This is a genomic window from Alphaproteobacteria bacterium (genome assembly GCA_020638555.1).
Lineage (GTDB): Bacteria > Pseudomonadota > Alphaproteobacteria > Bin95 > Bin95 > JACKII01.
On the sequence record JACKII010000005.1, the window covers coordinates 231,269 to 248,418 of the forward strand.

Annotated in this window: 18 protein-coding genes; 11 read left to right on the forward strand and 7 right to left on the reverse strand. The window is 67.5% G+C overall.

Annotation, left to right across the window (positions count from 1 at the left end; translation table 11 throughout):
* The first annotated feature begins 227 nt into the window (after positions 1-227).
* From H6844_17390 to H6844_17415, 6 genes are all read left to right on the forward strand, one after another.
* A complete protein-coding gene (locus H6844_17390; GenBank protein MCB9931180.1) occupies positions 228-788 on the forward strand; it encodes a F0F1 ATP synthase subunit delta in 561 nt (186 codons plus the stop codon).
* Positions 788-2,317, forward strand: a complete 1,530-nt coding sequence (locus tag H6844_17395; GenBank protein MCB9931181.1) for a F0F1 ATP synthase subunit alpha — start codon at positions 788-790, stop codon at positions 2,315-2,317. Before H6844_17390 ends, H6844_17395 begins: the two co-directional genes overlap by 1 nt.
* Before the next feature lie 40 nt (positions 2,318-2,357).
* Positions 2,358-3,242: a F0F1 ATP synthase subunit gamma gene (locus H6844_17400; protein MCB9931182.1), complete on the forward strand. Its 885-nt coding sequence runs from the start codon at positions 2,358-2,360 to the stop codon at positions 3,240-3,242.
* A gap of 61 nt (positions 3,243-3,303) precedes the next feature.
* The gene (gene atpD / locus H6844_17405; GenBank protein ID MCB9931183.1) at positions 3,304-4,731 is read left to right on the forward strand and encodes a F0F1 ATP synthase subunit beta; all 1,428 of its coding nucleotides are present in this window, start codon (positions 3,304-3,306) and stop codon (positions 4,729-4,731) included.
* A gap of 24 nt (positions 4,732-4,755) precedes the next feature.
* Positions 4,756-5,172 (forward strand): F0F1 ATP synthase subunit epsilon, encoded by a 417-nt coding sequence (locus H6844_17410; protein MCB9931184.1) that lies wholly within the window; start codon positions 4,756-4,758, stop codon positions 5,170-5,172.
* 229 nt (positions 5,173-5,401) lie between these two features.
* Positions 5,402-6,229 carry a ferritin-like domain-containing protein gene (locus tag H6844_17415; protein ID MCB9931185.1) on the forward strand — a complete coding sequence of 276 codons (828 nt, stop codon included), beginning with the start codon at positions 5,402-5,404 and terminating at the stop codon, positions 6,227-6,229.
* Positions 6,230-6,495: 266 nt separating this feature from the next.
* On the opposite strand, the gene H6844_17420 is transcribed toward H6844_17415, so the two are convergent.
* From H6844_17420 to H6844_17430, 3 genes are all read right to left on the reverse strand, one after another.
* A complete protein-coding gene (locus H6844_17420) occupies positions 6,496-7,809 on the reverse strand; it encodes a DUF4115 domain-containing protein (GenBank protein MCB9931186.1) in 1,314 nt (437 codons plus the stop codon).
* A gap of 224 nt (positions 7,810-8,033) precedes the next feature.
* Positions 8,034-9,050, reverse strand: coding sequence for a nitronate monooxygenase (locus H6844_17425; protein MCB9931187.1), 1,017 nt, complete (start codon positions 9,048-9,050; stop codon positions 8,034-8,036).
* Between the two features lie 3 nt (positions 9,051-9,053).
* Complete coding sequence (locus H6844_17430; protein MCB9931188.1) at positions 9,054-10,277, reverse strand: aspartate kinase; 1,224 nt, start codon at positions 10,275-10,277, stop codon at positions 9,054-9,056.
* A 91-nt stretch (positions 10,278-10,368) separates the two neighbouring features.
* Between H6844_17430 and ubiG the strand changes: the two genes are divergently transcribed.
* Positions 10,369-11,142, forward strand: coding sequence for a bifunctional 2-polyprenyl-6-hydroxyphenol methylase/3-demethylubiquinol 3-O-methyltransferase UbiG (gene ubiG / locus H6844_17435; GenBank protein MCB9931189.1), 774 nt, complete (start codon positions 10,369-10,371; stop codon positions 11,140-11,142).
* Positions 11,135-12,286 (forward strand): acyl-CoA dehydrogenase family protein, encoded by a 1,152-nt coding sequence (locus H6844_17440; GenBank protein MCB9931190.1) that lies wholly within the window; start codon positions 11,135-11,137, stop codon positions 12,284-12,286. Before ubiG ends, H6844_17440 begins: the two co-directional genes overlap by 8 nt.
* 113 nt (positions 12,287-12,399) lie before the next feature.
* On the opposite strand, the gene H6844_17445 is transcribed toward H6844_17440, so the two are convergent.
* A complete protein-coding gene (locus tag H6844_17445) occupies positions 12,400-13,194 on the reverse strand; it encodes an enoyl-CoA hydratase (protein ID MCB9931191.1) in 795 nt (264 codons plus the stop codon).
* A 279-nt stretch (positions 13,195-13,473) separates the two neighbouring features.
* On the opposite strand from H6844_17445, the gene rplM reads away from it, so the two are divergent.
* From rplM to H6844_17460, 3 genes are all read left to right on the forward strand, one after another.
* On the forward strand, positions 13,474-13,938 hold the full coding sequence (rplM, locus tag H6844_17450) for a 50S ribosomal protein L13 (protein MCB9931192.1): 465 nt from the start codon (positions 13,474-13,476) through the stop codon (positions 13,936-13,938).
* Between the two features lie 5 nt (positions 13,939-13,943).
* Positions 13,944-14,465, forward strand: a complete 522-nt coding sequence (gene rpsI, locus H6844_17455) for a 30S ribosomal protein S9 (GenBank protein ID MCB9931193.1) — start codon at positions 13,944-13,946, stop codon at positions 14,463-14,465.
* Positions 14,466-14,657: 192 nt separating this feature from the next.
* Positions 14,658-15,203: a gamma carbonic anhydrase family protein gene (locus tag H6844_17460; GenBank protein MCB9931194.1), complete on the forward strand. Its 546-nt coding sequence runs from the start codon at positions 14,658-14,660 to the stop codon at positions 15,201-15,203.
* A 59-nt stretch (positions 15,204-15,262) separates the two neighbouring features.
* Here the strand turns inward: H6844_17460 and H6844_17465 are convergent, their stop codons facing one another.
* The 3 genes from H6844_17465 to H6844_17475 form a co-directional block, all read right to left on the reverse strand.
* On the reverse strand, positions 15,263-15,424 hold the full coding sequence (locus H6844_17465; protein ID MCB9931195.1) for a hypothetical protein: 162 nt from the start codon (positions 15,422-15,424) through the stop codon (positions 15,263-15,265).
* 42 nt (positions 15,425-15,466) lie between these two features.
* Positions 15,467-15,790, reverse strand: a complete 324-nt coding sequence (locus H6844_17470; GenBank protein ID MCB9931196.1) for an NIPSNAP family protein — start codon at positions 15,788-15,790, stop codon at positions 15,467-15,469.
* 121 nt (positions 15,791-15,911) lie between these two features.
* Positions 15,912-17,051, reverse strand: coding sequence for an FAD-dependent monooxygenase (locus tag H6844_17475; GenBank protein MCB9931197.1), 1,140 nt, complete (start codon positions 17,049-17,051; stop codon positions 15,912-15,914).
* Positions 17,052-17,150: the final 99 nt, after the last annotated feature.

Below are 17,150 nucleotides of genomic sequence, written 5' to 3' on the forward strand. Positions count from 1 at the left end.
AACGCCTTGCCTAACCCCTTGTCCGGCAGCGCTGACCGCCGCCCCGGAAAGCGTCCAGATGTCGCGTAAGGCATAGGGAGGGCTCGCCAGGTGTGTGGGGCGTGTGCTAGTCACCTCTCCGTTCGGACGGGCCCCCGTCCAGAACGCCCGTTCGGCATGCGCCAAAAGCGCAGTTCCTCCGAACGATAACCCGAATTCCGTTTCTTCGGCCCAAGAGGTTCCCAACCGTGGCAACCAGTACTGGACCGGCTTCCGGGCTTGCCGAGCGCTATGCGGGCGCTTTGTACGAGCTTGCCGACGAAGCCAAGACCTTGGACCAGGTCGCTGACGACCTGCGCGCCCTGAAAAGCCTGATGGCCGAAAGCGAAGACTTTCGCCGCCTTGTCCGCTCGCCCGTGCTGAAGCGCGACGAGCAGGAACGGGCGTTGGCCGCCATGGCCCAGAGCGCCGGCGCCCAGGCGCTGACCGGGAATTTCCTGCGCCTCATCGCCCGCAACCGCCGCCTGTTCGCGCTGCCGGAAATGATCGACAGCTTCCTGTCGATCCTGGCGACGCGCCGCGGCGAGGTGCAGGCCAAGGTGACCGCGGCCCACCCGCTGACCGACGATCAGATCGCCCGGCTCGAAACCGCATTGCGCGAGGTCGCCGGCGCCAAGGTCAGCCTGGAAGCCCATGTCGATCAATCCTTGCTGGGCGGACTCATCGTTCAGCTCGGCTCTCGTATGTATGATAGCTCGCTCCGCACCAAATTGCAGCGCCTGCAGACTGCCATGAAAGGGGTTCAGTGATGGAAATCCGCGCCTCCGAAATCTCGGAAATCCTCAAAAACGAGATCGCCAATTTCGGCGCCGAGGCCGATGTGGCCGAGGTCGGCCAGGTGCTGTCCGTCGGTGACGGCGTGGCGCGCGTCTACGGCCTCGACAACGTCCAGGCGGGCGAAATGGTCGAGTTCGAGGACGGCACCCGCGGCATGGCGCTGAACCTGGAAACCGACAATGTCGGCGTCGTGATCTTCGGCGACGACCGCTCGATCGGCGAAGGCGCCACCGTGAAGCGGACCGGCACCATCGTCGACACCGGCGTCGGCAAGGGCTTTCTCGGCCGCGTGCTGGACGGTCTCGGCAATCCGATCGACGGCAAGGGCCCGGTGGACGCCGCCGAGCGCCGCGAAGTCGAGGTGAAGGCGCCGGGCATCATCCCGCGCAAGTCGGTGCACGAGCCGATGCAGACCGGCCTGAAGGCGCTCGACGCCCTGGTGCCGATCGGCCGCGGCCAGCGCGAACTGATCATCGGCGACCGCCAGACCGGCAAGACCGCGGTGGCGATCGACACGATCATCAACCAGAAGACCATCAACGCCGGCAGCGACGAGAGCAAGAAGCTCTACTGCATCTATGTCGCCATCGGCCAGAAGCGCTCCTCGGTCGCCAACGTCGTGAAGACGCTGGAGGAAAACGGCGCGATGGATTACACCATCGTCGTCGCCGCCACCGCGTCCGACCCGGCGCCGATGCAGTTCCTGGCGCCCTACACCGCCTGCACCATGGGCGAGTATTTCCGCGACAACGGCATGCACGCGGTCATCATCTATGATGACCTGTCGAAGCAGGCCACCGCCTATCGCCAGATGTCGCTGCTGCTGCGCCGCCCGCCGGGCCGCGAAGCCTTCCCGGGCGACGTGTTCTACCTGCACTCCCGTCTGCTGGAGCGCGCGGCGAAGATGAACGACGATCTGGGCGCCGGTTCGCTGACCGCCCTGCCGGTCATCGAAACCCAGGCGAACGACGTGTCGGCGTTCATTCCGACCAACGTGATTTCGATCACCGACGGTCAGATCTTCCTGGAAACCAACCTGTTCTACAAGGGCGTCCGCCCGGCGATCAACGTCGGCCTGTCGGTGAGCCGCGTCGGCTCCGCCGCCCAGACCAAGGCGATGAAGAAGGTCGCCGGCTCCATTAAGCTGGAACTGGCGCAGTTCCGCGAGATGGAAGCCTTCGCCCAGTTCGCCTCGGACCTGGATGCCTCGACCCAGCGCCTGCTGGCCCGCGGCGCCCGCCTGACCGAGATCCTGAAGCAGGGCCAGTTCAAGCCGCTGTCGGTGGGCGAGCAGGTCGCCTCGATCTTCGCCGGTGTGCGCGGTTATCTGGACAGCGTGCCGGTCGGCAGTGTCGTCCGCTACGAGGAGCAGATGCTGTCGGCCCTGCGCGAGCGCGGCAAGGACATCGTCGACGCGATCAACGCCAGCGGCGAGTTGAACGACGCCACCGAGGCGAAGCTGCGCGAGTTCCTCGACACCTTCACCAAGAGCTTTGCCTAAAGCCTGACGACCGAAGCGACACAGCGGAGACCAAGGCGTCATGGCCAGTTTGAAGGACCTGCGCGACCGGATCGGCAGCGTCAAGGCAACGCAGAAGATCACGTCCGCCATGAAAATGGTGGCCGCGGCCAAGCTGCGCCGCGCGCAAGAGGCGGCCGAAGCGGCCCGCCCCTATGCCGAACGGATGGAGCGCATGCTCGCCTCCCTCGGCGCCAGCCTGCGCGGCACCCCGGGGGCACCGCCCCTGCTCGCCGGCACCGGCAGCGACCAGCGCCATCTGATCGTGCTGGCGACCGCGGACCGCGGCCTGTGCGGCGGCTTCAACACCAACCTCGTCCGCCGGGCGCGGCAGTTGGTCTACAAGCTGCGCGACGACGGCAAGGACGTGACGGTGCTGTGTGTCGGCCGCAAGGGGCGCGACGCAATCCGGCGCGAGTTCGGCGGCATGATCATCGACACCATCGAGGGCGTCGGCCGCCGGGCGGTGGAATTCCACGAGGCGGACGGCATTGGCGACCGCCTGCGGGAAATGTTCGAGAACGGCGAGTTCGACGTCTGCACGCTGATCTATGCCAAGTTCAAGTCGGCGATTTCCAGCGAAGTGCAGGCGCAGCAGCTGATCCCCGCGCCCGTGCCCGAAGCGGACGACGCCGGCGAGGACCTGGGCGGTGCCGTCTATGAGTACGAGCCGAGCGAGGAGGCCATCCTGGCCGACCTGCTGCCGCGCAATGTCTCGGTGCAGATCTACCGCGCGCTGCTGGAGAACGCCGCCAGCGAGCACGGGGCGCGCATGGCCGCGATGGACAACGCCACCCGCAATGCCGGCGAGCGCATCAAGGGCCTGACCCTGACCTACAACCGAACCCGCCAGGCGATGATCACGAAGGAACTGATCGAGATCATTTCCGGCGCCGAAGCCATATAGTTGCCCAGGGCCCGGTGCTCAGGCAAGCTGACCGACTTGAATTTTTGAGGAGTTGACCCCCATGGCGAAAAACGCTGTCGGCCGGATCACCCAGGTGATGGGCGCGGTCGTGGACGTGCAGTTCGACGGTGAGATCCCGGCGATTCTCGACGCGCTGCAGGTGAAGCGCCCGGACGGCTCCGTGCTGGTGCTCGAAGTGGCGCAGCACTTGGGCGAGAACAGTGTTCGCACCATCGCGATGGACACCACGGAAGGCCTGACCCGCAACGACGAGGCGGAGGCCACCGGCCAGCCGATCACCGTGCCGGTCGGCCCGGAGACGCTGGGCCGCATCATGAACGTGATCGGCGATCCGATCGACGATCGCGGCCCGGTGGAGACCAAGCAGCGCTTCCCGATCCACCGCTCGGCCCCGTCCTTCAGCGAGCAGGCGACCGAGACGGAACAGCTCGTCACCGGCATCAAGGTCGTCGACCTGCTCACCCCCTATGCCAAGGGCGGTAAGATCGGCCTGTTCGGCGGCGCCGGCGTCGGCAAGACCGTGCTGATCATGGAGCTGATCAATAACATCGCGAAGGGCCATGGCGGCTATTCCGTGTTCGCCGGCGTGGGTGAGCGCACCCGCGAGGGCAACGACCTCTATCACGAGATGATCGAGTCCGGCGTTATCGACCTGGAGGGCAACAACTCCAAGGCGGCGCTGGTCTACGGCCAGATGAACGAGCCGCCGGGCGCCCGCGCCCGCGTCGCGCTCGCCGGTCTGACTCAGGCGGAATATTTCCGCGACGAGGAAGGCCAGGACGTGCTGCTGTTCGTCGACAACATCTTCCGCTTCACCCAGGCGGGCTCCGAGGTGTCGGCGCTGCTGGGCCGCATCCCCTCGGCGGTGGGCTATCAGCCGACGCTCGGCACCGACATGGGCGCCCTGCAGGAGCGCATCACGTCGACCACCAAGGGCTCGATCACCTCGGTGCAGGCCGTGTACGTGCCGGCGGACGACTTGACCGACCCGGCGCCGGCCACGACCTTCAGCCACTTGGACGCCACCACGGTGCTGTCGCGCCAGATCGCCGAGCTCGGCATCTATCCGGCGGTGGACCCGCTCGACTCGACCTCGCGCATTCTCGACCCGCGCGTCGTCGGCGAGGAGCACTACAACACCGCCCGCCGCGTGCAGGAAACCCTGCAGGAATACAAGGCGCTGCAGGACATCATCGCCATTCTGGGCATGGACGAACTGTCCGAGGACCAGAAGCTGGTAGTGGCCCGCGCCCGCAAGCTGCAACGCTTCCTGTCGCAGCCCTTCCACGTGGCCGAGGTCTTCACCGGCACGCCGGGCGAATTCGTGCAGCTCGAAGAGACGGTCAAGGGCTTCAAGGCCATTGTCGACGGCGAGTATGATGACCTGCCGGAAGCCGCTTTCTACATGGTCGGCACCATGGACCAGGTCATGGAGAAAGCCCGCAAAATGGCCGCTGAGGCGGCTTAACCCAGAATCGGGACGCTAGAACCGATGGCGGACGGAAAAGTCGATTTCGAGTTGGTCTCGCCGGAGCGGCTGCTCACCTCGAAACCCGTAGACATGGTGGTGGTTCCCGGCGGCGAGGGCGACTTCGGCGTCCTGCCGGGCCACGCCCCCCTGCTTTCCACCGTGCGGCCGGGCGTGATCCTGGTCTATGAAGGGCGGGAGGTTTCCGAACGCATTTTCGTTGCCGGCGGCTTTGCCGAGGTGACGCGGGGGCGGTGCACCGTGCTGGCGGAAGTCGCCATGCCGGTCTCGGAGATCGACGCGACCCAGACCGAACAGGACCTGCGCGACGCCCGCGAAGACGTCGACATGGCCAAGTCCGATCACGAGCGCGACAATGCCAGCCGGCGGCTCGATATCGCCCAGGCCAAGCTGGATGCGGTGCGCCGGACCATGCACTAGGCCGGACGGTATTGCACAGGACGGGCATCCCCCTTCCGAACCACGAAAAGCGCCGCAACCCTTGCGGCGCTTTTTCTTTGAACGCCTTGCCGCGCCACCCGAAAATGCCACGGCAATGCCTTGTTCTTCCCATTGCTCATATCCGAAGCCGATCTATATTATTGGTTTAGCGTGCTTGGGCTAAAGCACGGATCATAGGGACCGAAGGCGGTTTGAACGAGGCACGGATATGCCACGTCAGTGGACTTTGGACGACATCCCCTGGGATCAGTTCGACCGATCGAAGGTCGACCCGGATATCGTGAAAATCGTGCGGGCGGCGGCGATGGTCGAATCCAACGCCCGCGATTACGCCGCCTATCTGTGCAGCGTTTTTCGCGACGATCCCGACTTCTGCAACCTGGCCCGCGGCTGGGCCGAGGAAGAGGTGCAGCACGGCCAGGCGCTCGGCCGCTGGGCCGGCCTGGAAGACCCGGACTTCGACTACGATGCCCGTTTCGCCGCCTTTCGCGCCGCCTATGGCATCCCCGTCGATGCGAGCGCGTCGGTGCGCGGTTCGCTGGCCGGCGAGTTGATCGCCCGCTGCATTGTCGAGGTCGGCACCAGTTCCTATTACACCGCCATCGCCGACGCGACGGAGGAGCCGGTGCTGCGGGAAATCTGCCGGCGCATCGCCACCGACGAATGGCGCCATTACGGCCTGTTCTACCGCAATCTGCGCCGCTATCTGGACCGGGAGCATCTCTCGCCGCCGCGCCGGGCCTGGATCGCCCTGACGCGCGTGCTGGAGACCGAGGACGACGAACTGGCGCAGGCCTATCACACCGCCAATCTGGCGGGCGAGCCCTATGACCGCCGCCGCGCCTCGCGCGCCTATTCGGAGCGCGCCTGCGCCCTCTACAATCCCGGCCATGTGGAACGGGCGATCGGCATGATTTTCAAGGCCGTCGGCTTTGCGCCGCACGGCTGGACCAGTCGTACCCTGAGCCGGATTGCCAGCGCCCTGATGGCGTATCGCGCCCGGCGCCATATGCGCATCGCCAAGGCGGGCGCCTAGGGAAAGGCTCCGGCCGAAAGCCGCTTCGGTTGGGCCGGGAACTCCGCGGTGCTGGCCCGTTTTCGGTCCTGGTTGAGCCCCTCTCCTGCCCCATCTCCCGCGCAAGCGGGAGCGCATGCCTGGGAGCTTCTCACAGGACAAGGTCTCTGTATTTGTCTCTCAGGCCTGGGTCCCCGCTTCCGCGGGGACAGGGAAGCTGGGCTGGTGAGTCCGCAGGAAAAGACTCCACTCCAGAGCGGTTTCCCGGCCCTGCATCGGGCCATGCCCTAGCGATGGGCCAGCAACTCCTGCCGGGTCAGTTTCACGCCGCGCACCACCTGCCCCTTGCCGCCCAGTGCCGGCGCGGTGATGCCGTTCACCAGAACGCGGATGCCACCGGCATTGCCCGCCGTCAGGATCAGATCGCGCCGCGGCGGCACGTCCATGCGCTCGCCGGGCGCCAGCAGCCGCTGCAAGACCAGCTTGCCGCGCTCGGTGCGAATCTCCACCCAGCACGACGCATCGGCCAGGATGGCTATGGCCGGCAGGGCCTGGTTGTCGGACGGCGGCAGGCTCGTCATGACGTCATAGGACCCGCTGCCGGTCGCCACGGGCGCTCGCTCGCCCGCCTCCCGGCCGCCGGCGAGCGTTTCCTCCGCCGGCACCGCGGCGAACGCCTGGGTGCGGCCGCTGCCGGTTGAAACCGGCTCATCGTCGCGGGTCGCCAGATGGGGACGGCTCACCGGCAGCAGCGTCTGCAACACCGCGCCGGTGCGCAGCGGACCCAGGTCGCTGCGCAGGCGCACCGCCGGCAAATAGGCCGCCAGGGAGGCCGAGGCCGGCAGGCTCTCGACCTGCTGGCCGGCCATCCGGGTCGGCGTCACGCCGGGCTTGTCGTGCGCGGCATCGTCGGGCAGCACCGGCATCCGGTAAGTGGCCGCGAACACGGCCGCCGCGTCCGTCCCCGGGCGGGGACGCGGCAGCGGATCCACCGGCAGCGCCTGTTTTTCGGGCGGCACCGCCTCGGGCCCCAGGGCATCGGTGGCTTCGACCGACTGCGCCAGATCGGGAACGCCCAGCAATTGCAGCGGCCCCGGCGCCGGTGTCGGCAGCGAGGGTTCCGGCGGAGCGGCGGTCTCTTCCAGTTCCGCCACCGGGCTGAGCAGCGGGCGCCCCACCTCGGCGGACCGGGTCGCATACCAGTAGGCATAGGCGGCGATCGCCACGACGATGGTCAGCGACAGCACCGCACTCGTCGGGAACCGGCGCTCGCGCTCGGCTTCGGGAAACGGGCGGGCGTTCGGGGCGTCGAGCGGCGCGCTCAGTGGCCAGGACACGCGCAGTCGCGCCGCCGCCTCGTCCGGGTCGAGGCCATAGGCCTGGGCCAGGGATCGGACATAACCGATGGCATAGCTGCGGGCCGGCAGGCGCTCGAACGCTTCGGCTTCCAGCGCTTCGATATAGAAGCCCTGGAGCTTCAGGGCCTCCGAGACGTCGTCGACGCTCGCGCCCAGTTCCAGCCGCCGGGCCTGCAACCACCAACCAATGCTGTCGGCGCCCGCGACGCGGTCTCCCGCGCGCGCCCAGCCGTGATCCGACATTGCCGTGTCGCCGTGCTCTTGCACCTTGATCCCCTGGTCCTAGACGGGACAGATCCGAACAACCGATACGATAGCCGGCCCTGTTGACGCGTTATTCTCATTGGTAAGTGTTTTAACGGCGCGCTACCAGATGATCAACGGTGGCACGGAAGGCTCATTGTGGACCGATCAGGGGATTGGCAGGGGAAACCCGATGGTGCGTCACATTGCGCACCGCTGCGACGTCACATTGCACACCGCTGCGACAAGGCCGCAACGGCCTGCTCCAGCAATTCGCCGATGATCGCGGCCGCCGGTTGCTCGGCCCGGACCATGCCGACGCTCTGGCCAGCCATCAGCGAGCCGTTCTCGACATCGCCTTCCATCACCGCCCGTCGCAGCGCGCCGGCCCAAAAATGTTCAATGTTTAGTTGGGCTTCCTTGGCTTCCAGCTCGCCGGATCGCACCCGCGCGATGGTCTCGTGCTGGAATTCGGTGAAGCGCTGGGTGGCCTTGTTCTGCAAGGCCCGCACCGGAATCACCGGGAAGCCGGGGTCGACCTGGACGCTGGTCTGGGCGTCCCGCGCCTCGCCGCGGATGAAGGCGCGCTTGAAATCCGCATGGGCCACGCTTTCCGTTGCACAGACGAATCTTGTGCCCAATTGCACCCCCGCCGCACCCATTTCGAGGTAGGAGAGAATCGCTTCCCCCCGACCGATTCCCCCGGCGACGAACACCGGCACCTCGCGAATGACCGGCAAAATCTCCTGCGCCAGCACGCTGGTGGCGACCGGCCCGACATGGCCGCCGGCCTCCGCACCCTCGATCACCAGGGCGTCGGCGCCGTCGCGCACCAGCTTCTTGGCCAGGATCAGCGCCGGTGCAAAACAGATCAGCGTCGCGCCGCCGTCCTTGACCTGGCGCATGGCGGCGCGGGTGGGAATGCCGCCGGCCAGCACCACATGGCTGACCCGTTCCTCCAGGCAGACGCCGATCAGGTCGGCGAGGCGCGGATGCATGGTGATGAGGTTGACGCCGAACGGCTTCGCGGTCAGCGCCCGCGTCGCCCGGATCTCTTCCCGCAGCCGCTCCGGCTCCATGGCGCCGCAGGCGATGACGCCGAAGCCGCCGGCATTGCTGATGGCGGCCACCAGATTGCGCTCCGACACCCAGGTCATCGCGCCGCCCATGATGGCATGGCGCGTACCCAGCAGGGCGCAGCCCCGCGACCACAGCCGGTCCAAGGCCTCCGATCCGCTCACCGATCAGGCCGCCGCGTCGAGGTCGTAGGCGGTGTGCAGGGCGCGGAGGGCGAGTTCCGCATAATCCTCGGAGATCAGGATGCTGACCTTGATCTCGGAGGTGGAGATCACCTGGATGTTGATGCCCTTCTCCGCCAGGGTGGAGAACATCTTCTGGGCCACGCCCGCATGGCTGCGCATGCCGACGCCGATGATCGAGACCTTGACCACGCTGGCGTCGGCGATGACCTCGCGGAAGCCGATCTCGGCCCGCTTGTCCTGAAGCAGGGCCTGCACCCGGTCCAGATCGGCCTTGCCGACGGTGAAGGTCAGGTCCGTGGTCTCGCCATCGGCCGAGACGTTCTGGACGATCATGTCGACATTGATGCCGGCATCGGCCAGCGGCCCGAATATCGTCGCGGCCACGCCCGGCCGGTCCGACACCTGACGCAGCGTCACCTTGGCTTCGTCGCGGTTGTAGGCAATGCCGCTGACGACCTCTTGTTCCATGATCTCGTCCTCATCCACCACCAGGGTTCCTGGCTTGTCCTCGAAGCTGGAGAGCACCTGCACCCGCACGCGATGGTTCATCGCCAGCTCGACCGAGCGGGTTTGCAGCACCTTGGCGCCCAGCGACGCCATTTCCAGCATTTCCTCGTACGTGATGCGCTCCAGCTTGCGCGCGCGCGTGACGATGCGCGGGTCGCAGGTGTAGACGCCGTCCACGTCCGTATAGATATCGCAGCGGTCGGCGCCCAGCGCCGCCGCCAGTGCCACCGCCGACGTGTCCGAGCCGCCACGGCCCAGCGTCGTGATGCGGCCGGCATCGCTCACGCCCTGGAAGCCGGCGATCACCGGCACCACGCCCTCCGCCATGCGCTCCAGCATCAACGCCGGGTCGATGTCGCGGATGCGGGCGCGGCTGTGGCTGCCATCGGTCTTGAGCGGCACCTGCCAGCCCTGGAACGAGCGGGCGGGCACGCCCATGCCCTGCAACACCACGGCCATCAGGCCGCTGGTCACCTGCTCGCCGCTGGCGACGACGGCGTCGTATTCGCGGGCGTCGTGCAGCGGACTCGCCTGGCGCACCAGGTCGACCAGCCGGTTGGTCTCGCCGGCCATGGCCGAGACGACCACGGCGACCTGGTCGCCGGCGTCGACCGCGCGTTTGACCCGCGCGGCCGCGTTGCGGATACGGTCCAGGTCCGCGACGGAGGTGCCGCCGAATTTCTGTACGATGCGGGCCACGGGCTTGCAGAGTCCTTGGGCAAAAGCGATGGTGCGGTCAGATAAGCCGCGCAGCATAGTCGCCCGCTCGCGCCATCTCAAGGAAACACGCATGGCCCCAAGCCCGAACCCCGCCGATTTCGTGTCGCAGAGCGCCGATCCGGGCGAGCTGGCGCAGTTCGCCCGCCACGCCCGCGACTGGTGGGACCGCGAAGGCCCGTTCGCGCCGCTGCACCGAATCAACCCGGCCCGCCTCGGCTATGTGCGCAGCCAGGCCGTCCGGCACCTGCGCCTGCGCGGCGGTCCGCGGCCGCTCGACGGTATCACGGCGCTCGACATCGGCTGCGGCGGCGGCCTGGTGGCCGAACCGCTGGCCCGCATGGGGGCGGAAACGCTGGGCATCGATCTCGTCCCCGCCAGCATCGCCGCCGCCCGCCAGCACGCCAAGGGCCAGGGCCTGCCGCTCACCTACCGGGTCGCCAGCGCCGAGGAGGTGGCGGAGTCCGGCCGCATGTTCGATCTGGTCACCTGCCTGGAAGTGGTGGAGCACGTCACCTCCCCCCGCGCCTTCCTCGCCACGGTGGGGGCGCTGGTGAAGCCGGGCGGCGTGCTGGTGCTCTCCACCCTGAACCGCAACCTGGCCTCCCTCGCCTTCGGCAAGATCGCGGCGGAATACCTGCTGCGCTGGGTGCCGGCGGGGACCCATGACTGGCGCAAATTCCTGCACCCGTCCGAACTGGCCGCACCGGTGCGCGCGGCCGGCCTGCGGGTGGTGGATGTGACCGGCCTGAACCTGCACCCGGTCTATGGCTGGCAGGCGCGCGGCCCCGCCACGGTCAACTATCTGCTGTGCGCGGTGAAGCCGGCGGAGCGCGCCGATGCCTGAGCCCGGCGTGGACGGGGAGAGCCTCGCCCTGATCCTGGCCGGCGTCCGCCGTCTGGTCGACGAGGTGCTGATCCCGGCCGAGGCGGAAACCGACGCCAGCGGCGCAATCCCCGCCCGCGTCGTGCGGCACATCCGCGAGATCGGCCTGTTCGGCCTGACCGTGCCCCAGGAATACGGCGGCCTCGGCCTGTCGCTGGCGCAGGAAGTGGCGGTGGTGTTCGAACTGTGCCGCGCCTCGCCCTCGTTCCGCTCGCTGATCGGCACCACGGTCAGCGCCGGCGGCAAGGCGCTGATGATCGACGGCACGGCGGACCAGAAACGGCGCCACCTGCCCGGCATCGCCCGCGGCGAGACCATCGTCTCCTTCTGCCTGACCGAACCCGGCAGCGGCTCCGATGCCGCCGGCCTCAGCACCGCCGCCCGCCGGGACGGCGACTTCTGGGTGCTGAACGGCACCAAGCGCTTCATCTCTAACGCGCCGCATGCGGGCCTGTTCATCGTCATGGCCCGGAGCGAGACGGACTCGACGGGCGCGCGCGGCGTCTCGGCCTTTCTGGTGGAGGCGGGCACGCCCGGCGTGCAAGTGCAGCCGGCCTGGAACAAGATGGGCCAGAAGGGCGCCGCCGTCGCCGATGTGGTGTTCGAAGACGCCCGCATCCCCGCCGACGCCCTGCTCGGCGGCCGCGAGGGCCAGGGCTTCCGCACCGCCATGAAGTCGCTGGACGCCGGCCGCATCCACATTGCCGCCGTCGCCGTCGGCCTCGCCACGCGGCTGGTGGAGGAAGCCATCGCCCATGCCCGGGAGCGCGAGCAGTTCGGCGAACCTCTGGCCGGGTTCCAGCTGATCCAGGGCATGCTGGCCGACAGCGAGGCCGACCGCCTCGCCGCCCGCGCCCTGGTGGAGGCCGCGGCCCGACGTGCCGACGCCGGCGAGGATGTCCGGCGCGAAGCCGCCGCCGCCAAGCTGTTCGCGACCGAGGCCTGCTGGCGCATCGCCGACCGCGCCGTGCAGATCCACGGCGGCTATGGCTATATGCGGGATTATGCGGTGGAACGCCTGTTCCGCGACGCCCGGCTGCTGCGCCTGTTCGAAGGCACCAGCCAGATCATGCAGGTGGTGATCGCCCGCGACATGGTCGCCTAAACGCCGACCGGCACCCGCCCTTCAAGGCCGGTGCCGGTCAAACGGAATATCGGACCGGGCCGGCGACCGCCCGGCCGCAAAAATTGGAGAGGCGGCCTTGCGGCCGCCGGGCCTTACCGGTTGGTCCAGTTCGGCGTGCGCTTCTGCAAAAACGCCTTGATGCCTTCGGACGCGTCGTCCTTCAGCAGATTGTGGGTCATCACGCCCGCGGCATACTGGTAGGCGTCGGACTGCTCCATCTCGCCCTGCCGGTAGAACGCCTCCTTGCCGAGGCTCACCACCAGGCGCGACTTGGCCGCGATCTTCTCGGCCAGGGCCAGGGCCTCGTCCATCAGCGACGTGGCCGGCACCACCCGGTTGACCAGACCGAAGCGCTGGGCGGCTTCCGCGTCGTAGAGGTCGCCGGTCAGCAGCATTTCCATCGCCGCCTTCTGGTGCGCGCTGCGCGAAACCGCCACCATCGGCGTCGAGCACCAGGTGCCGATATTGACGCCGGGCGTGGCGAAGCGCGCTTCCTGCGAGGCGATGACCATGTCGCAGGTCGCGGCCAGCTGGGCGCCGGCCGCGGTGGCGATGCCATGCACCGCCGCAATCACCGGCTGGGGCAGCGCCTTGATGGATTCCATCACGCGGGTGCATTTTTCCAGCAGCCACTCGTAATAGGCGCGGCTGCGGTTCGCCATCATCTCTTTCAGGTCGTGACCGGCACAAAAGCCGGGACCCTCGCCCCGCAGCACCACCACGTGAATCGACTCGTCGTCCTTGATACGGTCGAGTTCCGTCTGCAAATCCGACAACAAGGATTCCGACAGCGCATTGCGCGCTTCCGGTCGATTCATTGTCAGGATCGCGACCTTGCCGCGGTCTTCGCGCAACAGGTCGCGTGCGCCGCCATTGTCCAGGGCCATGGGCTCCTCCGGCTCGCTGTTATGCCGTCTGATCCGTGCATAAGAGGGTTGCCGGCTCAGATCGCAATCAAAAAGTAACATTTTGCCGATTTTGCAAGAGGGAAAACGGTGCAAAGTGCGGTTTTTTGATTGCGTACTATATTACAGCATTGTAAGACATTGTTTTATAACGTGAAAATTTTTTCCATTGACACACAACCCCGGAACCACCCAAAAGCCGCGCTCTGCCCGCTGCGGTCACGCCGCGGGGCCATGATTCTAACTAGGCGACGCAAATCAATGAAAACCTACTCGGCCAAACCCGCCGACGTAGAGCGCAAATGGTTCGTGATCGACGCCGAGGGCCTGGTTCTGGGCCGGCTGGCGTCGCTGGTGGCCATGCGCCTGCGCGGCAAGCACAAAGCCATTTACACCCCGCACATCGATTGCGGCGACCATATCGTGGTGGTCAATGCCGAGAAGGTGGCGATCACGGGCAACAAGCGCTCCGATTCCAAGTTCTTTTGGCACACCGGCTATCCCGGTGGCATCAAGGAGCGCACCTGGGACCAGATCCTGACCGGCAAGCACCCGGAGCGGCTGATCCAGAAGGCCGTGGAGCGCATGCTGCCGAAGACCAAGCTGGGCCGTGACGTGATCGGCAAGCTGCATGTCTATGCCGGCCCCGACCATCCGCACGCGGGCCAGCAGCCGGAAGTGCTGGACATCGCCGCCATGAACGCCAAGAACTCGCGGAGCGCGTAAATCCGATGGCTGAAGAACGCACCTCCCTCGCCGATCTGAAAGACGCGCTGGCCAATGCCCAGCAGCCGGACGGCGCCACCGACGGCGACGCGATCCCGGGTCTGGCCGAAGTCACCTTCGCCGAGCCGCAGATCGACGAACACGGTCGCTCCTACGGCACCGGCCGGCGCAAGGACGCGGTCGCCCGTGTCTGGATCAAGCCCGGCGTCGGCAAGTTTTCGGTCAACGGCCGCTCGCTCGAGGACTATTTCGCCCGGCCGACGCTGCGCCAGATCATCGTGCAGCCGTTCAAGACCACGAACCGGATGGACCAGTTCGACATTTACTGCACCGTCTCCGGCGGCGGCCTGTCCGGCCAGGCCGGCGCGGTCCGTCACGGTCTGTCGCGCGCACTGGTGAATTTCGAACCGGGCCTGCGCCCGGCGCTGAAGCATGCCGGCTTCATGACCCGCGACAGCCGCGTGGTCGAGCGTAAGAAATACGGCAAGCCGAAAGCGCGTCGCAGCTTCCAGTTCTCGAAGCGCTAACCTTTCGGGTCTCACACCCGGCGTTGCAACGGGGTGCCGCAAGCCTGCGGCGCCCCGTTTTCTTTTGGGCCGATCGCGGTATGGTGCCGACCATCCCGAACCGCGGCGCCTCTGGCCAGGCGCCACGGACCCTGAACCCGCTCTGCGGTCTCGACGAGACCGCGGGCCCGATGTGCTGGAGCCGTTCTGCCCATGACGAACCACAACCCCGCCCGCGAGGGCCTGGTCCTGCCCTATAATGGCATTGTCCCGAAGATCGGACGGGAGGTGTTCCTCGCGCCCGGCACCATTGTCGTCGGCAATGTCGCCATCGGCGACGAGGCCAGCCTCTGGTACAACACCGTGGTGCGCGCCGACGTGCACGAGGTGACAATCGGCGCCCGCACCAACCTGCAGGACGGCACGGTGGTGCACGTCACCGGCGGTCGCTTCGGCACCTATATCGGCAACGACATCCTGATCGGCCACCAGTGCGTGATCCACGGCTGCACCATTCACGACCGCGCCTTCATCGGCATGCGCGCGCTGATCCTGGACGGTGCCGTGGTGGAATCCGACGCCATGTTGGCTGCCGGCGCGGTGCTGACGCCGGGCAAGGTGGTGCCGACCGGCGAACTCTGGGCCGGGGCGCCGGCCAAGAAGATGCGCGACCTGTCGCCCGAAGAGATCGAGCGCCACAAGCTGGCCACGGCCGGCTATGTGAAGAATGCCAAGGAGCACCGCGCCTCGCTCGGCTGAGGCGCGGCGCCCCCGACCGACCCCGGCGGTGGTCCGAAACCGCCAACCGCGGCCGGCGGTCAGTGGGTGTTCATCACCCGTTCGGGGGCGTGCGAGGAATACGGCTCGTCATAGGTGCGTTCCTTGCGGTTCGGTGGCTCGACCGAGACCTTGTAATCCTGCAGCTTCGAACACCCGAGGAGCGCCAGGGCGCAGGCGGTGAGCACAATCGCTTTCATCAAGGCAAGGGCCCTCCTCGGGGCAAGGGTGACGGCTGTTCGCGTCTAACGGTTGAGTTTGAAGAACGGCGCATTCACCATTAACGTGTTATTTTGGGCGATCAAATAGCCGGCTTCGCCCGTTTTGGCCAGGAAGGCGTGCCAGTCGGGGTCGGCCTGCATCGCCGCGCGGCGCTTTTCGCGGTCGGCGGCGTCTTCATAGGCCCAGATATGCAGATAGGTGTTCACGTCGCCGGTCTCGGTCAAGCCATAGAAGGCCGGCTGGCCCAGATGCTTGGTCTGCACCGCCAGGCCGTGCTCCTCGTAAAGCGCCATCTGCTTGCGGATCGTGCCGGGGCGGCAGGTGTAGGTGCGCACGTCGAACAGCATTTGGGGTGTCTCCCGTCAAAGGTTTGAGAAAGGATTGATACCGGCAGACCTTATACGACCCCGCCAAGGCCGTCTCCCCGTCTCGTGCGGGCCGTTGCGCGTCCTTCCTCCAAGCGGGGCGTCAGGGAGCCGCGTCCAGCGGCACCGTCCAGGCATCGTAGCCATAGACCCAGTCCGGGTTGGTGCGGCGCTGCATGAAGGTGTTTTGGTGCGAGGTCCGTTGCAGTTCGCCGGTGCGCGGCTGGCGCAGCGCCTCGAACCGCCGGAACACCGGCGCGGCGTCGTCCAGCCCCAATTCGTCGAAACAGCGGGCCAGCACCGCCGCATCCTCCAGCGACGAGGCCGCACCCTGGGCCATGTAGGGCAGCATCGGGTGGCAGGCGTCGCCGAGCAGGCAGGCCGCGCCGCGCGCCCAGACCGGCAGCGGGTCGCGCTCGAACAGGGCCCATTTGTTCACGCGCGGGCAGGCCGCCAGCACCGCCTGCACATCGGCATGAAAGCCGCGGAAGGCGGCCCGCATCTCCGCCAGATCGCCCTCCGCCGACCAGGATTCGGTGGTCCAGTCGGTTTCGGGCTGGCTGGTGGTGAAATAGAGCTCGTCGCGGGTCCTCGTCGTGTAATAGATGACGATGTGCCGGTCCGGCCCCCACCATTTGGTGTTGTCGTCGATCCGGACGCCGCCCAGCAGGCGCGCCGGAAACGTGGTGCGATAGGCCGCCCGGCCCATGAAACGCGGCGCCTCCGCCCCCAGCAGGTGCCGGCGCACCACCGAGTGGACGCCGTCAATGCCCAGCAGCGTTTCCGCATGGGCCGAAGTGCCGTCGGCGAAGGACAGGCGATAGCCGTCCGGCCGGTCCTCGATCCGCGTCAGCGTCTTGCCGAAGCGAACGATCCCCTCCGGCACGGCGGACGCCAGGAATTCGTGCAGGTCGCCGCGGTGCATCTGGATATAGGGCGCGCCGTAACGCGCCTCTGTCGCCGCGCCCAGCGTGGCCCGGTTGGTGTAGGCGCCGGTGTCCCAGTCGCGGCTGTCCCAGGTCTCGGGCTGGAAGGCGCCCGCGCGGATACGGTCCTCCAGGCCCAGGCCGCGCAGCACGCGCATGGCGTTCGGGCTCATCTGGATGCCGGCGCCGACGCGGGCAAAGGCCGTGGCCTGCTCGTAGATCTCGACGCCGATGCCGCGCTGCGAGAGCGCGGCGGCCAGCGCCAGCCCGCCAATGCCGGCGCCGATAATCGTGACGGCGCGTCCCTGCCAGGACATGCGCCCCCTCCCCTAGCCCGCGCGGCCCGGCGGAGGGGCCGCGGCGCGACAGGGCGGGGCTGCGGCGGCAGGGACGGCGATCATGGCGGAACTCTCCCG

Coding starts and splice junctions, on each gene's coding strand:
- H6844_17395 (MCB9931181.1), top strand. CDS start 788: ATGGAAATCCGCGCCTCCGAAATCTCGGAAATCCTCAAAAACGAGATC.
- H6844_17400 (MCB9931182.1), top strand. CDS start 2,358: ATGGCCAGTTTGAAGGACCTGCGCGACCGGATCGGCAGCGTCAAGGCA.
- atpD (MCB9931183.1), top strand. CDS start 3,304: ATGGCGAAAAACGCTGTCGGCCGGATCACCCAGGTGATGGGCGCGGTC.
- H6844_17410 (MCB9931184.1), top strand. CDS start 4,756: ATGGCGGACGGAAAAGTCGATTTCGAGTTGGTCTCGCCGGAGCGGCTG.
- H6844_17415 (MCB9931185.1), top strand. CDS start 5,402: ATGCCACGTCAGTGGACTTTGGACGACATCCCCTGGGATCAGTTCGAC.
- H6844_17420 (MCB9931186.1), bottom strand. CDS start 7,809: ATGTCGGATCACGGCTGGGCGCGCGCGGGAGACCGCGTCGCGGGCGCC.
- ubiG (MCB9931189.1), top strand. CDS start 10,369: ATGGCCCCAAGCCCGAACCCCGCCGATTTCGTGTCGCAGAGCGCCGAT.
- H6844_17440 (MCB9931190.1), top strand. CDS start 11,135: ATGCCTGAGCCCGGCGTGGACGGGGAGAGCCTCGCCCTGATCCTGGCC.
- H6844_17445 (MCB9931191.1), bottom strand. CDS start 13,194: ATGGCCCTGGACAATGGCGGCGCACGCGACCTGTTGCGCGAAGACCGC.
- rplM (MCB9931192.1), top strand. CDS start 13,474: ATGAAAACCTACTCGGCCAAACCCGCCGACGTAGAGCGCAAATGGTTC.
- rpsI (MCB9931193.1), top strand. CDS start 13,944: ATGGCTGAAGAACGCACCTCCCTCGCCGATCTGAAAGACGCGCTGGCC.
- H6844_17460 (MCB9931194.1), top strand. CDS start 14,658: ATGACGAACCACAACCCCGCCCGCGAGGGCCTGGTCCTGCCCTATAAT.
- H6844_17470 (MCB9931196.1), bottom strand. CDS start 15,790: ATGCTGTTCGACGTGCGCACCTACACCTGCCGCCCCGGCACGATCCGC.
- H6844_17475 (MCB9931197.1), bottom strand. CDS start 17,051: ATGTCCTGGCAGGGACGCGCCGTCACGATTATCGGCGCCGGCATTGGC.